This window comes from Micromonospora sp. S-DT3-3-22, from assembly GCF_015354745.1.
GTDB classification, from domain to species: domain Bacteria; phylum Actinomycetota; class Actinomycetes; order Mycobacteriales; family Micromonosporaceae; genus Micromonospora; species Micromonospora wenchangensis.
In genome coordinates this window covers 23,314-42,619 of the sequence record NZ_JACGMO010000059.1, presented here as the reverse complement: position 1 = coordinate 42,619, position 19,306 = coordinate 23,314, and the positions used below count along the sequence as shown (strand labels likewise).

At 71.5% G+C, this 19,306-nt stretch carries 15 protein-coding genes; 5 read left to right on the top strand and 10 right to left on the bottom strand.

Translation table 11 applies throughout. The features are described from left to right. On the bottom strand, positions 1–1,314 hold a 1,314-nt coding region (locus tag H1A17_RS18310), incomplete at its 3' end, for a hypothetical protein (protein ID WP_194822442.1). Next, the gene (locus tag H1A17_RS18305) at positions 1,311–1,820 is read right to left on the bottom strand and encodes a hypothetical protein (protein WP_194822441.1); all 510 of its coding nucleotides are present in this window, start codon (positions 1,818–1,820) and stop codon (positions 1,311–1,313) included. The genes H1A17_RS18310 and H1A17_RS18305, both read right to left, overlap by 4 nt. Before the next feature lie 338 nt (positions 1,821–2,158). On the opposite strand from H1A17_RS18305, the gene H1A17_RS35130 reads away from it, so the two are divergent. The 3 genes from H1A17_RS35130 to H1A17_RS35580 all read left to right on the top strand — a co-directional run bounded on the left by H1A17_RS35130 (position 2,159) and on the right by H1A17_RS35580 (position 5,774). Continuing rightward, on the top strand, positions 2,159–2,284 hold the full coding sequence (locus tag H1A17_RS35130; RefSeq protein WP_255470019.1) for a hypothetical protein: 126 nt from the start codon (positions 2,159–2,161) through the stop codon (positions 2,282–2,284). Between the two features lie 76 nt (positions 2,285–2,360). Then, a complete protein-coding gene (locus H1A17_RS18300; protein ID WP_194822440.1) occupies positions 2,361–3,608 on the top strand; it encodes a hypothetical protein in 1,248 nt (415 codons plus the stop codon). Positions 3,609–3,677: 69 nt separating this feature from the next. Next, positions 3,678–5,774, top strand: a complete 2,097-nt coding sequence (locus H1A17_RS35580; RefSeq protein WP_194822439.1) for a tetratricopeptide repeat protein — start codon at positions 3,678–3,680, stop codon at positions 5,772–5,774. A 70-nt stretch (positions 5,775–5,844) separates the two neighbouring features. Here the strand turns inward: H1A17_RS35580 and H1A17_RS18290 are convergent, their stop codons facing one another. Both H1A17_RS18290 and H1A17_RS18285 read right to left on the bottom strand, forming a co-directional pair. Then, positions 5,845–7,692, bottom strand: a complete 1,848-nt coding sequence (locus H1A17_RS18290; protein ID WP_309236796.1) for an ABC transporter permease subunit — start codon at positions 7,690–7,692, stop codon at positions 5,845–5,847. A 149-nt stretch (positions 7,693–7,841) separates the two neighbouring features. Next, positions 7,842–9,278: an extracellular solute-binding protein gene (locus H1A17_RS18285; RefSeq protein ID WP_168222527.1), complete on the bottom strand. Its 1,437-nt coding sequence runs from the start codon at positions 9,276–9,278 to the stop codon at positions 7,842–7,844. A gap of 786 nt (positions 9,279–10,064) precedes the next feature. Between H1A17_RS18285 and H1A17_RS18280 the strand changes: the two genes are divergently transcribed. After that, the gene (locus H1A17_RS18280) at positions 10,065–11,597 is read left to right on the top strand and encodes a cellulase family glycosylhydrolase (RefSeq protein ID WP_228543763.1); all 1,533 of its coding nucleotides are present in this window, start codon (positions 10,065–10,067) and stop codon (positions 11,595–11,597) included. A gap of 28 nt (positions 11,598–11,625) precedes the next feature. On the opposite strand, the gene H1A17_RS18275 is transcribed toward H1A17_RS18280, so the two are convergent. Both H1A17_RS18275 and H1A17_RS18270 read right to left on the bottom strand, forming a co-directional pair. After that, positions 11,626–12,219 carry an AAA family ATPase gene (locus H1A17_RS18275; RefSeq protein WP_194822437.1) on the bottom strand — a complete coding sequence of 198 codons (594 nt, stop codon included), beginning with the start codon at positions 12,217–12,219 and terminating at the stop codon, positions 11,626–11,628. Then, positions 12,219–12,800: a hypothetical protein gene (locus H1A17_RS18270; protein ID WP_194822436.1), complete on the bottom strand. Its 582-nt coding sequence runs from the start codon at positions 12,798–12,800 to the stop codon at positions 12,219–12,221. The genes H1A17_RS18275 and H1A17_RS18270 overlap by 1 nt, the downstream gene beginning before the upstream one ends. A gap of 235 nt (positions 12,801–13,035) precedes the next feature. Between H1A17_RS18270 and H1A17_RS18265 the strand changes: the two genes are divergently transcribed. Next, positions 13,036–15,390: an AbfB domain-containing protein gene (locus H1A17_RS18265; protein ID WP_194822435.1), complete on the top strand. Its 2,355-nt coding sequence runs from the start codon at positions 13,036–13,038 to the stop codon at positions 15,388–15,390. A 49-nt stretch (positions 15,391–15,439) separates the two neighbouring features. Here H1A17_RS18265 and H1A17_RS35315 read toward each other — a convergent pair whose 3' ends face one another. From H1A17_RS35315 to H1A17_RS18245, 4 genes are all read right to left on the bottom strand, one after another. Beyond that, complete coding sequence (locus H1A17_RS35315) at positions 15,440–16,657, bottom strand: chitosanase (RefSeq protein WP_145920604.1); 1,218 nt, start codon at positions 16,655–16,657, stop codon at positions 15,440–15,442. A 237-nt stretch (positions 16,658–16,894) separates the two neighbouring features. Then, positions 16,895–17,716, bottom strand: coding sequence for an alpha/beta fold hydrolase (locus H1A17_RS18255; RefSeq protein WP_194822434.1), 822 nt, complete (start codon positions 17,714–17,716; stop codon positions 16,895–16,897). Positions 17,717–17,735: 19 nt separating this feature from the next. Further along, complete coding sequence (locus H1A17_RS18250) at positions 17,736–18,305, bottom strand: DJ-1/PfpI family protein (protein ID WP_145920606.1); 570 nt, start codon at positions 18,303–18,305, stop codon at positions 17,736–17,738. Positions 18,306–18,398: 93 nt separating this feature from the next. Next, positions 18,399–19,142 (bottom strand): GntR family transcriptional regulator, encoded by a 744-nt coding sequence (locus H1A17_RS18245; RefSeq protein ID WP_145920607.1) that lies wholly within the window; start codon positions 19,140–19,142, stop codon positions 18,399–18,401. Between the last annotated feature and the right edge of the window lie 164 nt (positions 19,143–19,306).

Sequence of the window (19,306 nt, the reverse complement as noted above, 5' to 3'; positions counted from 1 at the left end):
GGGCCGGGCCACGCCGGACCCACCCGGCACGGACGCCGGTGGGGTGGCGGGCCGGGCCGCCGGTGCCGGGTGGCCGTCGGGCTGCGGTCCCGCAAGCGCCGGTACGGCCGCAGCCCGGGGCCGCCAGACCGGCTCCGCACCGATCAGGCTGCGGAAGTCGAACTGGCACTTCGGGCAGGTGCGCAGCGCCGTCTCGGCGCGGCGGTCACCGCACTTCTGACAGTAGGTCACCACCGTCTCGTCGGCGTCCATCCCCTGGCAGCGGGGGCAGGCGAACTTGGGGCCCTTGTTGTTGAGCTGCACCAGCCGGCCGGCGAGCACGTAGGGCGTGACGAGGCCGCTGATGCTGCTGGCCAGGTCCCGGGTCCGCCGGGTGCGCTCCTGCATGCGTTCCATCTCCGGGTTGGCGACCTTCTCCAACCGGCAGGTGGTGCAGGTACGCAGGGTCCGTACCGGGAGCAGGCCGCGCAGCCGTGCCTGCTGGTGCAGGAACGTCACCGCCGGCACGTCCGCCGGCTCGACGGTGATCCGGTCGACGCCACCCGCCGCGAGGCGCTCCTCGACCCGGAACACCAGCGACTGCACCTGCCCGACCAGCTTCGGCGGCATGCCGCCCGGTCGGCTGACGATCAGCGTGCCGACCATCAACATGCCGTCGGCCAGTTCGGCGGGGACCTCGGCGACCGTGTCGGCCGTCTCGAAGGTGAAGGTCGCACCGCCGGTACGGGTGACCACCGCCTGCCGTTGCGCCTGCCCGTCGCCGTCGAGCAACCGTCCCGCGTGCCGGGAGAGCGCCGCCTGCGCCCGGTTGGCCAGGCCGGCGGCGTGCTGCATCATCGCCACGTCACCCGGGCCCGTCTGCCGCCACCACGGGGTGAACGAGGCAACAGCCGTCGGGTCGAGCCGGCCGAGCACGGCATCGAACGCGCTCAGCACCGACTCGAAGAGACTGACGTACACCGAGGTCACGCCCCAGTTCCGTCCCAGCCTGCCCGGCCAGCGGTCGACCAGCAGCACGCCCACCCGGGCCCCGGGGTCGTCGGCCTCCAGGGTGACCCGCAGCAGCACCGGCACCTGCGTCGGCGAGAGGGTGACCCCGCCGAGGCGGGAACCGCGTACCGCCTCCAGGAGGCTGAGCTGCTCGATCTTCAGGTCGAAGGCGAGGTCACGGACGCTGCGCAGCAGGTGTTGGCGGGCCACGCTCGGCGGGACGCCGAGCCGACGTTGGACGCCGGCCGCCAGCCGGCCGGGCTCCAGCCCGGCCGCGACGGCCGGTGGCGCGGCGCCGGGTCCACCGGCGTCAGCCCACCTCATTCCGCTGCGTCGTAGGAGGTGCTGGTGTCGAAGCTGGACGCGGCGTCGTAGCCCCCGACGTCGTACGACGTGCTGGTGTCGTAGGTGGAGGCGTCGTAGGTGGCGGTGCTGGTGTCGGTGCCGCTGGTGGCCCAGTCGACCTCGGCGGAGGCGGTCTCCACGTGGTCGGCGACGGCGTCGGAGTACTCGTCGGAGACCGTGTAGTTGTTCTCGGCGATGCTCGCGTGGTCGGCCGCCCGTGCCATGGCGCTCTCGGCGACCTCGACGTTGCCGGCCGCCGCGTTCTCCACGGCGTAGTCGGCCCAGTCCTGCGCGGAGTCGGCCCAGTCGTCACCGCTGTCCGCGTGCCAGTTCGACCAGTCCTGGTCGTCGACCGCGCCGCTGATCTCACTCTCCACGATGGATGCCGACGGTTCCGGCAGCGCCGCCACCGCCTCGGTCAGGGTGGTGTCCCCGATCGGCGTGTCGGTGGTCAGGAAGTCGCCCCAGTCCGAGTCGGCACTCATGCTCTGATTCCCCAGATTCTGATGAACGTTGCGGTCAGCGGTCGTCGCCGGGTGGCCCGGCCGAACGACCAGAACTGTCCCACGCCCCCGCCCCGGGGCGCGCGGTCGCGGGCGGCGGGCCCGGAGGGCGTCGGCCGAGGTCACGGCGGGTTCCGGCCGGCGGGGCGAGGGGGGGTGTCAACATGCCGACAGACCCGGTCGACGCCGTGCCAGCTCACGGCCGCTGGTCCCCCGGCCCCCGAGTCCGGCTTCAGCCGGCCTCAAGCTCACTTCAAGCCCCCGCCCCTAACCTGTGGTCGGCTCATTACCGAGCGTTCCGATTCGAGGAGGGTTCTGCCATGGACACCAAGGACGTCAAGCCCGCTCGGCCGATGAAGAAGATCACCGTTCGCAAGGCCGGGTCGGTCCGGCTGACCGCCAACGCGAACTCCCTGTACGCCCCGTTCTCCTGCTGGCCGTTCTGATCGTGGCGCGTCGCCCGACCGGCCTCCCGGTCGGGCGACGCCCCGCCCGGACCGACACCACCCTCAGGAGGACGCCATGAGCGGCCACGCCGGCACCGACCAGGTCACCGTTGCCGCCGGGGAACCGGGGTTCGACCCGGATCGGCCGGTGCAGGTGCCACACCTGACGTTCCTGCCGGAGGGGGACGGTGTCGTGGTGGGCAACGCCGCCACCGACTCGTACGCGGTGCTGCCCGCCGACGGTGCGGAGCTGCTCCGACGGCTCGCCGAGGGGATGACGCCCCGGGCTGCCGCCGCCTGGTATGCCGACACCTACGGTGAGGAGGTCGACCTGGCCGAACTCCTCACCGACCTGGCCGAACTGGGCCTGGTCACCCCGCCCGACACCGCCGGACCGGCCATCCCCCGGGCCCCCGCCCCGGTACGGTGGCAGCGGCTGGGCCGGGCGCTCTTCTCCCCGGTGGCCCTGCTCGCCTACGCGGCGCTGATCGTGGCCGCCGTCGTCGTCGCGGTGGCGCAACCCGACCTGCGTCCGCACTACCGGGCCATCTTCTTCACCGACTACCTGACGGTCGTCACGGTCGTGCTGGCGGTCGGCCAGTGGCCGCTGATCGCCCTGCACGAGGCCGCGCACGCGCTCGCGGGACGACGGTTGGGGCTGCGCAGCCGGCTGACCGTCGGATACCGGTTGCAGTACCTGGTCTTCGAGACGGTGATGGACGGTCTGGTCACCGTCCCGCGTCGGCAGCGCTGGGTGCCGATGCTCGCCGGCATCGGCACGGACCTGGTCGTGATGGCGCTGCTGACCCTCGCCGCCGCCACGCTGCGGGCGCCCGACGGCTCGCTGCCGTTGCCGGCCCGGCTCTGCCTCGCGTTGAGCTTCGGCGCGCTGCTCCGCGTCGCCTGGCAGTTCTTCCTCTACCTGCGCACCGACCTGTACTACCTGCTCACACTGGTGCTCGGCACCGTCGACCTGCACGGCAGCGCCAGCGTGCTGCTGCGGCACCGGTGGCGTCGGCTGACCGGCCGGCCGGGTCTGGACCGGCAGTGGGCACAGCTGCACCCCACGGACCGGCGGACCGCCCGCTGGTACTCGTGGCTGATGGTCGCCGGGTACGCCGCCACCCTGGCCACCCTGGCCTTCGCCATCGTGCCGGCGGGCATCCACTTCTTCGCCGAGGCGGTGGCCGAACTCGACGGCCGCCACGGCACCGGCAACCTCGTCGACTCCGCCGTGGTGCTCGTCCTCAGCGGAGCCGAACTGATCTTCGTCGGCGTTCTGGCGCTACGCACCCGCCGCCGCGCCCGGACCGCGCCGGCCTGAGCGCCCCGCCACCCGCCGCCGACCGACCGCACACCCCCGCCGGCCCCGTAACGCTCCGAGAGGTGAACCGTGCACCAGACCCCCCACCGTTGGATCAGGGCCGCCCGACACCATGACCGGCAACGGCTGCTGACCGCCGGGGTCGACGTGCCCGTGCTCGCCGAACTCGACGCCCACCGCTTCCTGCGCGGGCCGTACACGGCCACCGGTACGCTGCTGCGCGCCCTGGTGCCGGCGATCCTGGCGGAGCGTCCGGATCTCGTCAGCCGGCACCAGATCGAGATCCTCTCGGTCGCGCCGGAGTTGCGGGAGTCCGTTCCGGCCACCCGGGAGACGCTCACCTCGCTCGCCGTGCCGGCCGAACGCACCCGGTTCTACTCACGGATGCGGACCCTGCGGCACGCGCACGGGCTGGTCGACCTGCTCGACGCCTGGCTGCGACACCTCGACGACGGGCCCCGGTGCCTGCTGGTGGAGAACCTGCACGAGGCGGACCCGACCGACCGGGAGTTCGTCGGGACGCTGCTGCGCCGGATCGACCCCGGGCTGCTGCACCTGCGGGTGGCGACGGCCACCGACACGGTCGAGGAGCCGCCGGGGGCGGTCGCCGTCGCGATCCGCACCGCCCTACAGCGGTACGCGGTGCCCGTGGACGGCGATCCGTCGCCGACGGCGACCGAACCGCCCGCCGACCCCACATCGTGCGCCCGGGCCTACATCGACGGTGACTGTGTCGACGACGACCCGGCGGTGCTGACCGCCTACCGGGAGCTGCCGGGGCCGGTCCGGGCGGCCCTGCACGACGACCGGGCCGAGAAGCTGCTCGCCACCGGGGAGTGGTCGTGCCGCCTCGGTGCCGTCGCGTTGCACCGGGAACGGGGCGGCGCGCCCGGCTCGGCCGGTGCCGCCGCGCTGCGCGAGGCGCTCGAATACTGCGTCAACCTGGGCTTCTACCACGCCACGTTGGACTTCGGGGCGCGCGGCCGGGCGGTGATCGACTGGTCCGGGCAGGTGGAGCACTGGTGGGCGTTCACCACCAAGATGACCACCTCGTTGATGGCGTTGGAACGGCCGTTGGAGGCGTTGGCCCTCTATGACGAGGCCCGGGCGCAGACCGACAGCGGCATGGTGCACATGCAGGCGGCGTACGCCACCGCCATGATCTACACCCGGCACCTGGAGACCGGGAAACGGGACCACCGCAAGGCGCGGGCCTGGTGCAACGCGGCGATCGCGTACGCCCGGCTGGCACCCAACCCGCAGGACAGCGCGGCGAACCTGGTCTTCAACCGCAACGGGCTGGCCCTGGTGGCGATGCACGAGGGCAACCTCACCGAGGCCCTGGATCTGATCACGACGGGCATCGCCAGCATGGAGGCGGCGCTGGGCGACGACAAGCACCTGCTCCACCGCTCGGTGCTGCGCCACAACCGCTCGCAGCTGCTCTCCGCCCTGGGCCGGCCGGCGGAGGCGCTGGCCGATCTGGACACGGTCATCGCGATCGACCCCAACTACGCCGAGTACCACCTCGACCGGGGCACGTTGCTGCGCCGGCTGGGCCGACTCGACGAGGCGTTGGAGAGCTACGAGCGGGCCGCCCGGCTCTCCCCGCCCTTCCCCGAGGTGTACTACAACCGGGCCGACGTACTGCTGGAACTCGGTGCTCCGGACGAGGCCCTGGCCGGCTTCGACCGGGTGCTCGACCTCGACCCGGAGCACCTGGACGCCCGGATCAACCGGGCCGGGCTGCGCCAGGCGCTCGGCGACACCGAGGGAGCGTGGGACGACGTCCGGACCGGCCTGGCGCGCGACCCGGACAACGGCCACCTGCTCTGCGTACGCGGGCAACTGGAGTTGGAGACGGACCCGGAGCAGGCCCGGCGGACCCTGACCGGGGCGGTGGCGGCCGATCCGACACTCGCGGCCGGCTGGGCCGCCCGGGGGGTGGCCAACTACGAGCTGGGTGACCTGCCGGCGGCCATCGCCGACCTCGGGCACGCGTTGCAACTCGACGACGATCCGGCGGTCCGGTTCAACCGGGCGCTCGCCCTGGCCGACGCCGGCCGGCAGGCCGAGGCGGACGCCGACTTCCAGGCGTGCGTGGCCGCGGACCCGACGCTCGCCGCGGAGGTCGCCGAACACCGCGAGCGGCTGCTGCCCGCCTGAGCATGCCCGGCCGGCAGCCGGTCCCGCACGGTGTGCCGGCGGCTCCCGGGGTGTCCGGCGGGGCCAGGGGTCAGCCCTTGACAGCTCCGGCGGTGAGCCCTTCGGTGAGGAAACGCTGCCCGAAGGCGTACATGATCACCACGGGGATGCTGACCAGCAGTGACGCGGCGGCGAGTTGTCCCTGCGGCACGACGTCGCCGGTGATCATCGACTGCATGCCCACGGGGAGGGTCTTGTACTCGTCCTTGGTGATGAACACGAAGGCGAACAGGAACTCGTTCCAGGCGTTGGTCAGGGTGAACAGGGCGACCGCCAGCAGTCCCGGCTTGGCCAGGGGCAGCACCACCCGGCGGAACGCCTGGAGCCGGGTGCAGCCGTCGACCAGTGCGGCCTCCTCCAGCTCGATGGGGATCGACGCGAAGTATCCCGCCAGCAGCCAGGTGGCGAACGGCAGCGTGAAGGTCGGATACGTCACGACCAGCGACCACAACGAGTCGGTGAGCCGGGCCCCGATGAGCAGTTGGTACAGCGGGATGAACAGCAGCGCGCCGGGCATGACGTAGGTGACCAGGACCGTGACGGTGAAGCCCTGCGCCCCGCGGAACCGCAGCCGGGCCAGCGCGTAGCCGGCCAGGGCGGCGCAGACCAGCGCCACCACGGTGGACGCCGCGGACACCAGCACCGTGTTGAGGTACCAGCGGCCGAACGGTTTGGTGGTGAACAGGTCGGTGAACTGTTGCAGGGTCCACGGTGTCGGCCACAGGTCACGCTCGTGCATGACGATCTGGCCGTCGGACTTGAAGGCCGTGACGACGATCCAGTACAGCGGGGCCAGGACGAAGACGAGCAGCGCGGCCAGGGCGATGCCGGAGGCCAGGCCCGACACCAGGGCGGACGTCCTGCGCCGTCCCCACGACTGCAACGCCGAGAGGACCCGGCCGACGGCCGCCGCGACCAGCAGGACCACTCCGAGGACCAGCGCCGCCTTCCACATGATGTGGGGTGACGCCCAGGCCAGCGCGCCGGTGACCACCACGGCGGCGGCCCACGGCAGGGCCCGGCGCACCGGCCCGGCGGGTCGGGTCGGTGCGCTGTCGGCGTCCCGCCGCAGCAGCCGGACCAGCACGTACACCAGCACGCCGATGACCGGCAGCATGACGAGCGTGACGGCCGCTCCCGCGCCGTACTGGAGTTGGAGGATCGCCTTGGAGTACGCGACCAGCACGTACGGCGCGGTCGCGTCGCCGGGGCCGCCCTGGGTCAGCAACCAGATGAGGTCGAAGTTGTTGAACGTCCAGATCGACGACAGGGTGACGGTCACGGTGATGACGTGGCGCAGTCCGGGCAGCGTCACGTGGACGAACCGCCGCCACGCCGACGCCCCGTCGACGGTCGCCGCCTCGTAGAGGTCGGTGGGGATGGCCTTCAGCCCGGCGAGGAAGGCGACGGTGAAGAACGGCACCCCCTTCCACACGTTGACCATGATCACCGACGGCATGGCCAGGGACGCCTCGGACAGCCAGCCCGCCGGCCAGCTGTCGACCAGGTGGGCGTCGACCAGCAGCGGCCCGATCCCCGACTCGGTGAGCAGCAGGTTGACGCTGCCGAAGATCGGGTCGAGCAGCGAGCGCCAACTGAACGCGGTGACGACCGTCGGCACCACCCAGGGCAGCAGGAGCAGGCCGGCCAGCACGGCCCGTCCCCGGCGTCGGTGGTGCAGCAGCAGGGCTGCGGACAGGCCCAGCACCACCTTGAACACCTCGGCGTACGCGGTGAAGACGAACGAGTTCACCACGCCGGTGTGGAACTGCTCGTCGTCGGTCAGGGCGAGGTAGTTGGCCAGACCGACGAACACGCTGTGCTGGCCGTGCCGTTCAGTGGTGCTGGTGACGACCGCCCAGCCGATCGGGACGAGCACGAGGGCGCCGACGAGCACGGCCGTGGGGGCCAGGAACAGTGCCGCCAGCCGCCAGTCGCGTCCCAGCCGTCGTCGGGTCGCGGGTCGCGCGTCGGGTTTCGGCCGTGGGGATCCTCCTGACGCCGGGGCCGGCGCCGGGCGGACCGACGTCACTGCGGCAGACCCTGCTGGGTGAAGATCTGCACCATCTTGGCGTGGGCGGCCTGCACGGCCCGCGCGGGCGGGGTGCCCTGGATGACCTGCTGCATCATGTCGGTCAGGACGTAGGCGCCGACGGCGGCCTGCTGCCCGGCGCTGGCCTTCTGCGGGAAGTCCAGGCCGTTCTTCGTCGACAGCGGCAGTTTCTGTTGGGTGATCCGGCGCATGATGGGGAACGCCGGGTCGCCGCTGGTGAAGAACGGGTCGGCGTCCCAGACCCGGTCCCAGGCCGGCAGGGCCAGCCCCGGAGCCTCCTTCGCCACGCCGACGAGGGCGGGCGCGGTGACCAGGTACTGCGTCAGGAGCTTGGCGAGGTCGGCGTTCTTGGCGCCCTTGAAGATGACGAAGCACTGGGACTGGCCCAGCAGCAGGGAGGTGTCGGTGGCCGGGCCGGTGCAGTCGGGGAAGACGTGGGTACGTTCGTAGACGGGGTTCTTCTTGGTCTTGGAGTCGGCGTAGACGCTGAACTGGTTGCGGGTGTAGCCGAGGATGCCGGCGAGCCAGTTCTCGTTGTTGCTGGAGTCGGTCCAGGCGGCGACCCCCGGCGGCAGCATCGGCTTGTACCTCGGGTTGGTGTAGATGTCGCCGAGGAAGGTCACCGCCTGGACGGTTTCGGGAGAGTCGAAGGTGACCTTCCGGCCGTCGTTGGAGGCGATCGCCCCGCCGTAGGAGTTGATCAGTGCCTCGATCATGCCGTTGGCGTCACCGGACCGGTTCACGGTCATGCCCCAGCCGAACCGCCGTTTGCCGGGGTCGGAGATCGCCAGGCAGAGGTCCCGCAGCTCCTCCCAGGTGTAGCTGTCCTTAGGGGTGATGCCCTTGTCCTGCATCCAGTCCTTGCGCAGGAACGACCCGATCCCGATGAAGTGGTAGGGGATGGCGAACCACCTGCCGTCGAAGACGCAGAAGTTCTTGGACTCGGCGGTGGGTTCGCCGTACTTCGCCGTCAGCGCCTGGACGACGTCCGTCACGTCCTCCAGGTCGCCGAGCGCCTGGAACTGGGCGACGAACCGCGAGTCGGTCATGAACGCGAGGTCACGCGCGACACCGCCCTTGACCTCGGCGTCGATCTTGGCGACGACGTCGCCGGCGTCGGCCTGGACCAGGCTGTTTCCGATCTTCGTGCCGGTGGTGTCGGCGAACTTCCTGATCGAGCTGTCGAGGGCCGCGTTCGCCGCCTCCGAGTACAGCTTCTGCGACAGCATCCCCATCGAGGAGCCCTTCAACGCCGCCGCGGCGTCGACGAGTTCCTTCGGGACCTCGGCCTGCACCGTGGGCGTCGACGGTCCGCTTCCTCCGCAGGCGGCGAGGCCGGCCGCTCCGAGCAGCCCCACCCCCATTCCCAGGAAGCCGCGTCGGGTCCGTAACGAGCCGTCCTCCGTGGACATCTGTCTCCTCCCTTTCGCCGCACCGCAACTCACCGGGGGTCAGGGAGGATGGACCTCCCTTGTGGACGTCGGCACCGTTCGCAACCGGGGACGACCGCCCGTCCTGATGGATGACCGCAGCCCGCTTCTGGCGTGTGGCAATCGGGAAGTGGCCCCGTCGGCGGCGGACCATCCCCGGCCTGTCCGAGATGCTCGTGCCCCGGGCGGCGGGATGTCGGCCGGGGCGGCGCTGCGCTCACTCTACACATTTCGGAAAGTCGCTACCAGACTTTCCTTCCCACCGGATGACACTCTCAGCAATTTACTATGATCAATAGAGATGCGGGTGACCCGACGTCGGCCGACCGCATCCGGCGTCACCTGCGGCCGGAACCGACGGGGCGACACCCGGACGCGGGCGGGCGGCGTCGACGTGGCCGCCCGCCCGCTCCCGCGACAGGACGACCCGGGGCACCCGCGCCCGCCGCCCACGATCCGGCGTCCATGGCGGCGCGGCGGGTCACCGTCCCGCCCGGTCGCCACCTCGACCCGACGCCACCCGGCCAACCCCGCAGCGACCGCACCCACCCGTCGACAACCCCACCGTTGCCGATCGATGAATGTGCATCTATTCTTTGGCGGCCCATCGATTGCCGGAACAGGCAGTCGAAATACTGTCGAATCGCTTCGACAACCATCGTGCGACGGTTGACTCGAAGACGGGAGATGCTGGTGAAATCCACACTGAGGAGGGTTCAGTTCGCCGTGCTTTCCGGCGTACTGGCGCTGGCCGGATCGACGGCCGTCATGACGAGTTCCGCTTCGGCCGACAGCATGGCCCAACTGAACGCCACCCAACTCGTCGCCAACATGGGGGCGGGTTGGAACCTGGGCAACGCCCTGGAGGCCAACGCCAACGGGATCCCCAGCGAGACGGCCTGGGGCAACCCGGTCGTGACGCAGGCCTTCATCGACCGGGTGAAGGCGGCGGGATTCAAGACGATCCGCATTCCGGTTTCCTATCTGGGAAACATCGGATCCGCCCCGAACTACACGATCAGCTCCGCCTGGCTCAACCGCATCCAGGAAATCGTCGACTACGCCTACGGTCGCGGTCTCTACGTGCTGATCAACATGCACGGCGACGGCTACAAGACCATCAACGGATCGTGGCTGATCTGCGACTCGTCGAACCAGACGACGATCAGGGACAAATACCAGAAGGTCTGGCAGCAGATCGCCACCCGGTTCCAGAGTTACAGCGAACGCCTCGTCCTCGAATCCATGAACGAGGAGTTCGACGGACAGTACGGTAATCCCACCCAGCCGTGCTACTCGAACATCAACGCCTACAACCAGATCTTCGTCGACACGGTCCGGCGGACCGGCGGGAACAACACCTCGCGCTGGCTGCTCATCCCCGGCTGGAACACCAACATCGACTACACCGTCGGCAACTACGGCTTCGTGCTGCCGACCGACCAGTACCGGTCGTCGTCCATCCCGGCCAACGAGCAGCGGCTCATGATCTCCGTGCACTACTACGACCCCTGGGACTTCGCCGGTGAGGAGAACGGCACCATCACGCAGTGGGGGCCGGCCGCCACCAATCCGGCCCGGAAGTCGACCTGGGGACAGCAGGACTTCATGGACGGGCAACTGAAGAAGGTGCGTGACACCTTCGTCGCACGGGGATACCCGGTCTTCGTCGGTGAGTACGGTTCGGTCGACAAGACCTCGGCCGACTCGACGAACAACAGGTACCGGGCGGACTACGCGCGCACCCTGGTGGCCACCGCCAAGAAGTACGGGGCGGCCACCGCCTACTGGGACAACGGCTACAACGGGGCGTACGGGTTCGGGCTGTTCAACCGCAGCAGCGGCGCGGTCACCCAGCAGGGCATCATCGACGCCATCATGAGCGCCGTCGGCGGCACCACCCCGACCACGCCGCCGACCACCACGCCGCCCCCGACCACCGCTCCCCCGACCACCGCCCCGCCGACCACCGCCCCGCCGACGACCCCGCCGCCGGGCGGGCGCTCCTGCTCGGCGACGTACACCGTGACCGGTCAGTGGCAGGGCGGCTTCCAGGCCGAGGTACGGGTCACCGCCGGCGGTTCGGCCATCAGCGGCTGGACGGTGACCTGGACGTTCGGCAACGGGCAGCAGGTGTCGCAGGCGTGGAGCGCGACGCTGACCACCAGCGGCGCGACGGTGACCGCCCGCAACGTCAGCTACAACGGTTCGCTCAGTGCCGGCGGCAGCACGACCTTCGGTTTCCTGGGCTCGTCGGGCGGCACCAACGGCGTACCGGCGGTGGCCTGCGTGGCGAGCTGAGCGGGCGGCGACCGACGCGGGCCGGGGGTCACGGACCCCCGGCCCGCGTCGCTCCCGGCCGACCGGAGCCAGATCGGCCCAGCGCGCCCAGCAGCAGGTCGTAGGTGGCCTGCACCGCCCCCGCCGCGCTGGGCACCAGCACCGCCCCGGGGCGTAGGCGGACCACCCGCATCAGGTCGTCGTACATGGTGCCGAGCACGGCCGATCCGCCGGCACGCGCGATGAGCCGACGGTGGTGGTGTACCCACTCGTCGTCGCTGTCACGGCCACGGCGGTGGAACCGCTCGATCGCGGCCTCCCGCCCGTCGACCAGGACGACCTCGTGGAAACTCGCCCCCTGCTCGCGCGCAAGCGCCGCGAGACCGTCGATCTCGTCGACCGTCGCGAGGTACTGCGGCAGGACGACGTCACCTCCGCCGGCCAACCGGACCGTCACCATCGCCCGCACCAGGGACCACACGACCGGCCAGGTGTCGAACTCCTCGTCGCGCCATCCGCCGACGAGGCGGTGCAGCGCGTCGACGTCGAGATTCAGGGTGCCGGGGTGGCGGTCGGCGTAGCGTGCCGAGAGGGTGGACTTCCCGATGCCCGGCGGGCCGTTCAGATGGATCAGTCGCGCCATCACGCACCCTCGGGGTGACGGTCACCCGCGTCGTCCAGGCCGTCGACCAGCAACTCCGCCTCGTCCACCGAAATGGCCATCGTGGTGCCGAGCAGTTCAACGGCCTGCTCGCGCTGGCCCGCTTCCACGAGTGCCGCGATCCGGAGCCAGGCGAACGCGTCGGCCATCGCGTCGCTGTTCCCGCCGGTCGTCGACGGCCAGCCGGACGGCGGGGCGGTGGGGTCTGGGACCGGCCGGTCCCCCGCCGTCCCGTCCGGGGCTTGCGCCGATGGTGGCGCGGTGTCCGCAGCAGGCGTGCCGGCGCTCGGCGGGTCGGGAGCGACGGGGGCGCGGTCAGGACAGGCGGCTTCGCGGCTGCGGGCAGCGGCGATCCGGGTGGCCGCGTCCCACGCGCGGGTGTCCGCGTCCGGGGACGCGGCGGCGGCGACCCGCGCCTCCAGCTCGCGGACCTGGGTGCCCGGCAGGTCCCGGCGGTCACCTCGGCGACGCAGGACCACCGTGATCACCGCGATGAGCGCGACCGCGACGACGAAGCCCACCGCCAGTTCCAGCAGGCTCGCGTCGGTGCCACCGGGGCTCACCGGGTCGGACGGCCCCGGCCGGGCCGGTGCCGGTCGGCGACGGCGCGGAGCGGTACCCGGGCTAGGCGGGATGCGGTCGGTACCCGGCAAGCCGCGGCCGGCGACACCGTCGCCACGCTCGTCGCGGTCCCCCACCCCATGCCTGGCATCGTACCGGCGGGAGGGTCGCCCGCCGGGCTGCGCCCGGTCCGTATGCGGTCCCTTTGTCCCTGAGGGTCCGATACCGTGAGACGGCATGACACGTCCCGATCCCGTCCGCCTCGCCGCACCCCTGCTGCTCGTCCTCACCCTGGTCGCCGGCCTGCTCACCGCGCCGGCCGGCCCGGCGCACGCCGCACCGGCCAAGAACCCGCCGCTGACCACCCCCTGGACCGCCCAGGCCCTCGACGGCACGCCACTGCCGGAGTACCCACGACCGCAGATGACCCGGCCGGACTGGCTCACCCTCAACGGCGAGTGGCAGTTGCGCCAGTCCGCCACCGACGACGCCCCGGCGTTCGGCACCGACCTGCCCGAGCGGGTCAACGTGCCGTTCCCGGTGGAGAGCGCCCTGTCCGGGGTGCAGCGCGCAGCCGGCGACACCCGCAACTACCTGTTCTACCGGCGGGTCGTGACGGTGCCCGGGAGCTGGGGCGGACGCCGGGTGCTGCTGCACTTCGGCGCCGTCGACTGGCAGACCACGGTCTGGGTCAACGGCGTGGCGGTCGGCAACCACACCGGCGGCTACGACGCCTTCAGCTTCGACGTCACCGGACAGTTGCGGGGCGGCGCGAACGAGATCGTGGTGAAGGTGTGGGACCCGACGGACAGCCGGCAGAACGGCAGCCTGCCGCCGATCGGCAAGCAGACCAAGCAGCCCGGCGGGATCTTCTACACCCCCAGCTCGGGCATCTGGCAGACCGTGTGGCTGGAACCGGTGCCGACCGCCTCGATCAGCAGGGCCGACCTCTCGCCGCGCCTGGCCGACGACACCCTGCGCGTCCGGGTTCTCACCCGGGGCGACGTCAGCGGGCACAGCGTCCTGGCCGAAGCGCTCGACGGCACCACCGTGGTCGGCTCCGCCACCGGTGGTTTCACCGAGTTCACGGTGCCCGTGCCGAACGCCCGCCGCTGGTCGCCCGACACCCCGTTCCTCTACCAGCTGCGCATCACCCTGCGTAATGCCGCAGGCGTCCAGGTGGACCGGACCACCCACTACTTCGGCATGCGCGAGATCAGTACCGGCGTCGTCAACGGTGTCCTGCGGCCCAAGCTCAACGGCCAGTTCGTCTTCCAGGTCGGCACCCTGGACCAGGGGTTCTGGCCGGACGGGCTCTACACCGCGCCCACCGACGCCGCGCTCGCCTTCGACCTGCAGAAGCACAAGGACCTCGGCTTCAACATGGTGCGCAAGCACATCAAGGTCGAACCGCAGCGCTGGTTCTACCACGCCGACCGGCTCGGGCTGCTGGTGTGGCAGGACGTCCCGTCGCTGACCGCGCAGGACGTCGACGCCACCGACGCGCAGCAGGCGCAGCTCGAAGCCGAGGCCCGCGAGATCGTCGACGAGCACCGCAGTTCGCCGGCCGTCGTCACCTGGACCGTCTACAACGAGGGGTGGGGGGAACGGGCGCTGGCCGACACCCGCCGGGTCTCCCAGGCCGTCAAGGCCCAGGACCCGACCCGGCTGGTCAACGCGCACAGCGGCCACAACTGCTGCCAGTCGTCGGGGGACCCCGGCACCGGCGACATCGACGACTGGCACGTCTACCTGGGACCGGACTCGCCGGTGCCGTCGAGCAGCCGGATCGCCGTGCTCGGCGAGTTCGGCGGCCTCGGCCTGCGGGTGCCCGGACACGAGTGGAGCCCGAACGGCAGCTTCTTCGCCTACGAGTGGCAACCGGACTCCACCGCGTTGACCGACCGCTACGTCGGCCTGGTGCAGGGCACCCAGAACCTCATGCTCGGCAAGGGGCTCAGCGCCTCGGTCTACACCGAGATCGCCGACCAGGAGGGTGAGCTGAACGGGTTCCTCACCTACGACCGGCAGGTGGTCAAGATGGACCAGGCCCGGGTCCGGGCGGCCAACCTGGCGCTGATCACCGCGTCGCGGTCCGTCGGCAGTTCGGCGCCGGTGGCGCTGCCGCTGAACACCCGCCGGTCGTTGCAGGTGACGACTCCCGGGTACACCGACCGGTTCCTGCGGCACCGGGACAGCCTCGCCTACACCGAGGTGGTGAACGCGGACAGTTCGGCGCTGCTCAGGAACGACGCGACGTACACGGTCCGGGCCGGGCTGGCCGACGCGTCGTGCTACTCGTTCGAGTCGGTCAACTTTCCCGGGCAGTTCCTCCGCCACCAGGAGTCGCGGGTCCGCAACTCGCCGAACGACGGTTCGGCGCTGCTGCGCGCGGACGCCACCTGGTGTGCCCGGGTCGGCGTCAGCGGGAGCGGGGTCTCGTTGGAGTCCTACAACTTCCGTGGCAGGTACCTGCGGCACTACGCCTCGGAGGTGTGGCTGAGCAACGGCACGGGCGGCGAGGCGTGGAACTCGCCGACCCTGTGGGCCGCGGACAGCACCTGGAACGTCACGACGCCCTGGGCGCTCTGAGCGGGGCCGCGATCCCGCCGGGGCAGCCGTGCTGCCCCGGCGGTGGGGGTCAGCCGATGCGGAACTGGTCGCCGTAGACGGCGAACACCAGTGGCGTGTTCAGGTCGAAGTTGCCGTTGTCGAGGAACACCCGCTGGGCGGTGTCCACGCGGGAGGTGTCCGAGTGGGCCTCCTCCTTCTTCATCTCGATGACCCGCTCGTCGAGGAACGCGTTCAGCCAGGTCCGCTCGTTGCCGCCCTGCGCCGGGGGCTTCGCCCGGGTGAGGGCGCGGCTGCGGATCTGGCGCATGCCCTCGTACCCGTGCATGACCGCCGCGTCGTAGTAGGCGAACTGGCCGAGTGCCCGGACGCCGTCGTTCTTCCCGTCCCGCACCGACGGGGTGAAGTAGACCCGGTCCCGTTCGGATTCCTGCGCGGCCCGGAACACGGAGTCGTTGGCGGCGGTGCGCCAGTCGCGGGGGTAGTTGGGGTCGAGGCCGGCGTGCGAGGCGGTGCCGTTGACGGCGCGCAGCGCGGGCAGGTATCCGGCCAGCACGTTGCCGGGCTTGGTGTTGGTGTACGCCTGGACCAGTTCGAGCATGTCGCCGGTGCCGGAGCAGAACCCGATGATGCCGGCGGTGTAGCCCCGGCCGTCGCCGATGTCCTCGATGTAGGAGAACTGGGCGCGCCAGTCGAGCGAGGAGTTCTCGGCCGCCGAGACGAGCTGCATGGCGACGTCCTTCTTCGCCGGGTCGTCGAGGTTGGTGCCGGCCGGGGCGGTGGTGGTCGGGGTGGGTGTGGGGGTGCCGCCGCCGGGCAGGGTCCACTGCTGGTTGGTGGTGCCGCCGCAGGTCCAGATCTGGAGTCGGGCACCGTTGGCGGTGCTCCGGTCGGTCACGTCGAGGCACTTGCCCGAGGCCGGGTTGACCAGGGCGCCGCCACTCGCGGCGGTCCACTTCTGGGCGCCGGTGGCGTTGCAGTCGTACAGCTGGATCTTGGTGCCGTTGGTGGTCGACGCGGCGGTGACGTCGAGGCACTTGCCGAGCGCGCGGATCGAGCCGTCGCTGTTGCCCACCGTCCAGGTCTGGGCGGTGGTGCCGTTGCAGTCGTAGAGCTGCACCGCGGTGCCGTTGGCCGGGTTGGCGCCGGCCACGTCGACGCACTTGCCGGCCAGGCCGGTGATCGGGCCGGCGGTCGCGGCGCTGGCCGACGGGAGGCCGTAGCCGACCGCCGCGATGCCGGTCAGCAGGGTGCCTACGGCGTAGGCGACTGTTCTTCTGCGCACCATGGCGTTCCTCGGGGAAGGGGCGGCGGGCCGCCGGCCGGTCGGTGCCCGGACGCGACGTGCACCCGGCTGGGCACCGCAATAATCAGTAAGGTCTATTTACTGATAGCAGTGCGTCGATCAACTGTCAATCGCGGCGCCCAGCGATCATGGCAGGTCAGGGCGGCACCCGGTGCACCGGCCGCGCCGTACCCGGGTACGGCGCGGCCGTCATGCCGGCCGGACCGCGCCACCCCACGGTCAGGGTCGGCGCTCCGGGCGCAGGAAACCCGACAGCAGGTGCCGGAACTCGTGCGGATGCTCGATCGCCGGCACGTGCCCGCACCGGCCGAACACGTGCAGCCGGACGTCGGCCAGGTGGTCGAGCAGGGGGCGGGTCGCCGGGCCGAGCGGGGTGACCCGGTCGTCGGCGCCGTGCACGAGCAGCACGGGCGCGCGGATCGCGGCCAGCGTCCGGGCCGGGAGGGTGAGGTCGTCGACCCACCGTTGCCGGGGCGGCGGGAACAACGACGCGTACGCGGCGGCCCCGGCCAGCATCGCGTCCGCGCGGGCGGTGACGGCCGCGTCGGTCACGAGCGCCTGGTCGAGGACGAGCCGGCTCAGCATGTCCCGCGCCCCGGTCGGGCCGGCGGGGGCGGCCCAGAGCGCGTCGAGGTCGGCCGACAGCGGCGCTCCGGGGGCACCCATCGTCGAGACCGCGACGACCCGGGTGACCCGCCGGGGGTGCGCGGCCGCCAGGGCCAGCGCCACGGCTCCGCCCATGGAGTGGCCCACCACGGCGTAGTCCCCGATGCCGAGCGCGTCCATCAGGCCCGCGGCCTGACTGGTCCACATGCGCAGACCGCCCCGGGAGCCCGCCGGGACGGGGGTCCGGCCGAACCCGGCGTGGTCGGGGGCCAGTACCCGCCAGGACGGGCCGAGCGCCTGCGCCGTCGCCGCCCAGGCTCCGGACCCGGTGGTGCCGGGTCCGGAGCCGTGCAGCATCAGCACCGCCGGCCCGGCGCCGCTGTCGAGGACGTGGACGGGAGAGCCGTCGACGGTGACCGTCCGCGGTGTCGTCATCGGTCGGGGCCGGGTGCGCTCAGGCCGAGGGGGCGTCGACGGACTTCGCGAAGAGTTCCATCATGGCCCGGCCGAACTGCGGCATGTCGGGCCAGCCCCGGCAGGAGACGAGGTTGCCGTCGACGACGTCGGGCGCGTCGATGACCGTCGCGCCGGCGTTCTCCATGTCGCCGGTGATGGGCGGGAAGCACGCCGTCTTGCGGCCCTTGAGCAGCCCGTACACCGCCGGGACCTGTGCGCCGTGGCAGACCAGGGCGACGGGGAGGTTGCGCGCGAAGAAGTGCTCGGTGATGCGCCTGACGTCGGCGTCGACCCGGATCCACTCGGGGGCCCGCCCGCCGGGGATGATCAGGGCGTCGTAGCGTTCGACGTCGACCTCGGCCCAGGGTACGTCGACCGGCAGTTTGCGGCCGTTCTTCTCCACGTAGGCGTCGGAGTTCGGGTCGAACTCGTGGATGACCAGTTGCACGTCACGCAACGTGCGTGACGCGACGTCGACGTCCCAGCCGCCCTCCTGGACGCGGTAGTAGGGGTACATGGTGTCGAGTTCCTCGGCGGCGTCGCCGGTCAGGAGCAGCGCTCTGGGCATCTGCTTCTCCTCGCAATGTGGTGGCGGTGAGGTGGACGCGATCCAATCCGATCCGATCCGATTGGGCTAGCATTCCTCCGCCCCGCCCGCCCGTCAAGACTGCACGGTCAACGCGTGGCCGTCCTCGATCTCGTCGAACAGCCGACGGAAGCGGTCACCGGAGCGCAGGATGTGCCGGCGCATCGCGTAGGCGGCGGCGTCGGGGTCCCGCGCGGCGATGGCGGCCACCACCGCCTCGTGCTCGGCCATCGCCAGGTGCGTGACCTGGGTGTCGTGGTGCAGCCGGAACAGGTGCACGTGGCTGTGCAGGCGGGCGAGCGTCTCCCGGATGACCTGGTTCTCCGCGCTCAGTGCGACCAGGTCGTGGAAGGCGGCGTCGCGCAGCCCGAAGGCGCCGTACGCGGCGGGCCCGACGCCCCCCTCCAGCTCCGCCATCTCCTCCAGCATCCGGCGCAGCCCGGCCACCTGCGTCAGCGACGCGCGTTCGGCGGACCTGCGCGCCGCCGCCGGTTCCAGCAGCAGGCGGACCTCCAGCATGTCCTCGAAGCGGTGGCGGGTGATCTGGGGTGGGATGCGGTAGCCGGCGTGCGGCACCCGCACGACCAGGCCCTCGGCCTCCATCCGGTTGAGCGCGTCCCGGATCGGCGTCTGCGAGACCCCTAGCTCGCGGGCCAGGACGTCGATCGTGACGCGGGAGCCGGGCTCGATCCGGAGCGACATCAGCTGTCCGAGCAGCGTGTCGTACACCTCGTCGGCGAGCCGGCCGCCGGAGCGCGCGGGCGACGTTCCGCCCGACGCGGCCCTGCGGCCCCGCGCGCCCATCGCTTCGTCGTCCATCGTGACGTGAGGTCCTTTCTTGCGCCTTCGGGAACCTGTTGACATCAGTTACGACGCTGCGACATGCTGACGCCCCCCACCCGATCGTATAGGAAACGTGACGGGCGACCGTCATTCTGCACCGTCTCCGTAACGCCTGCCATCGCTCCACTCGATCATCTGGA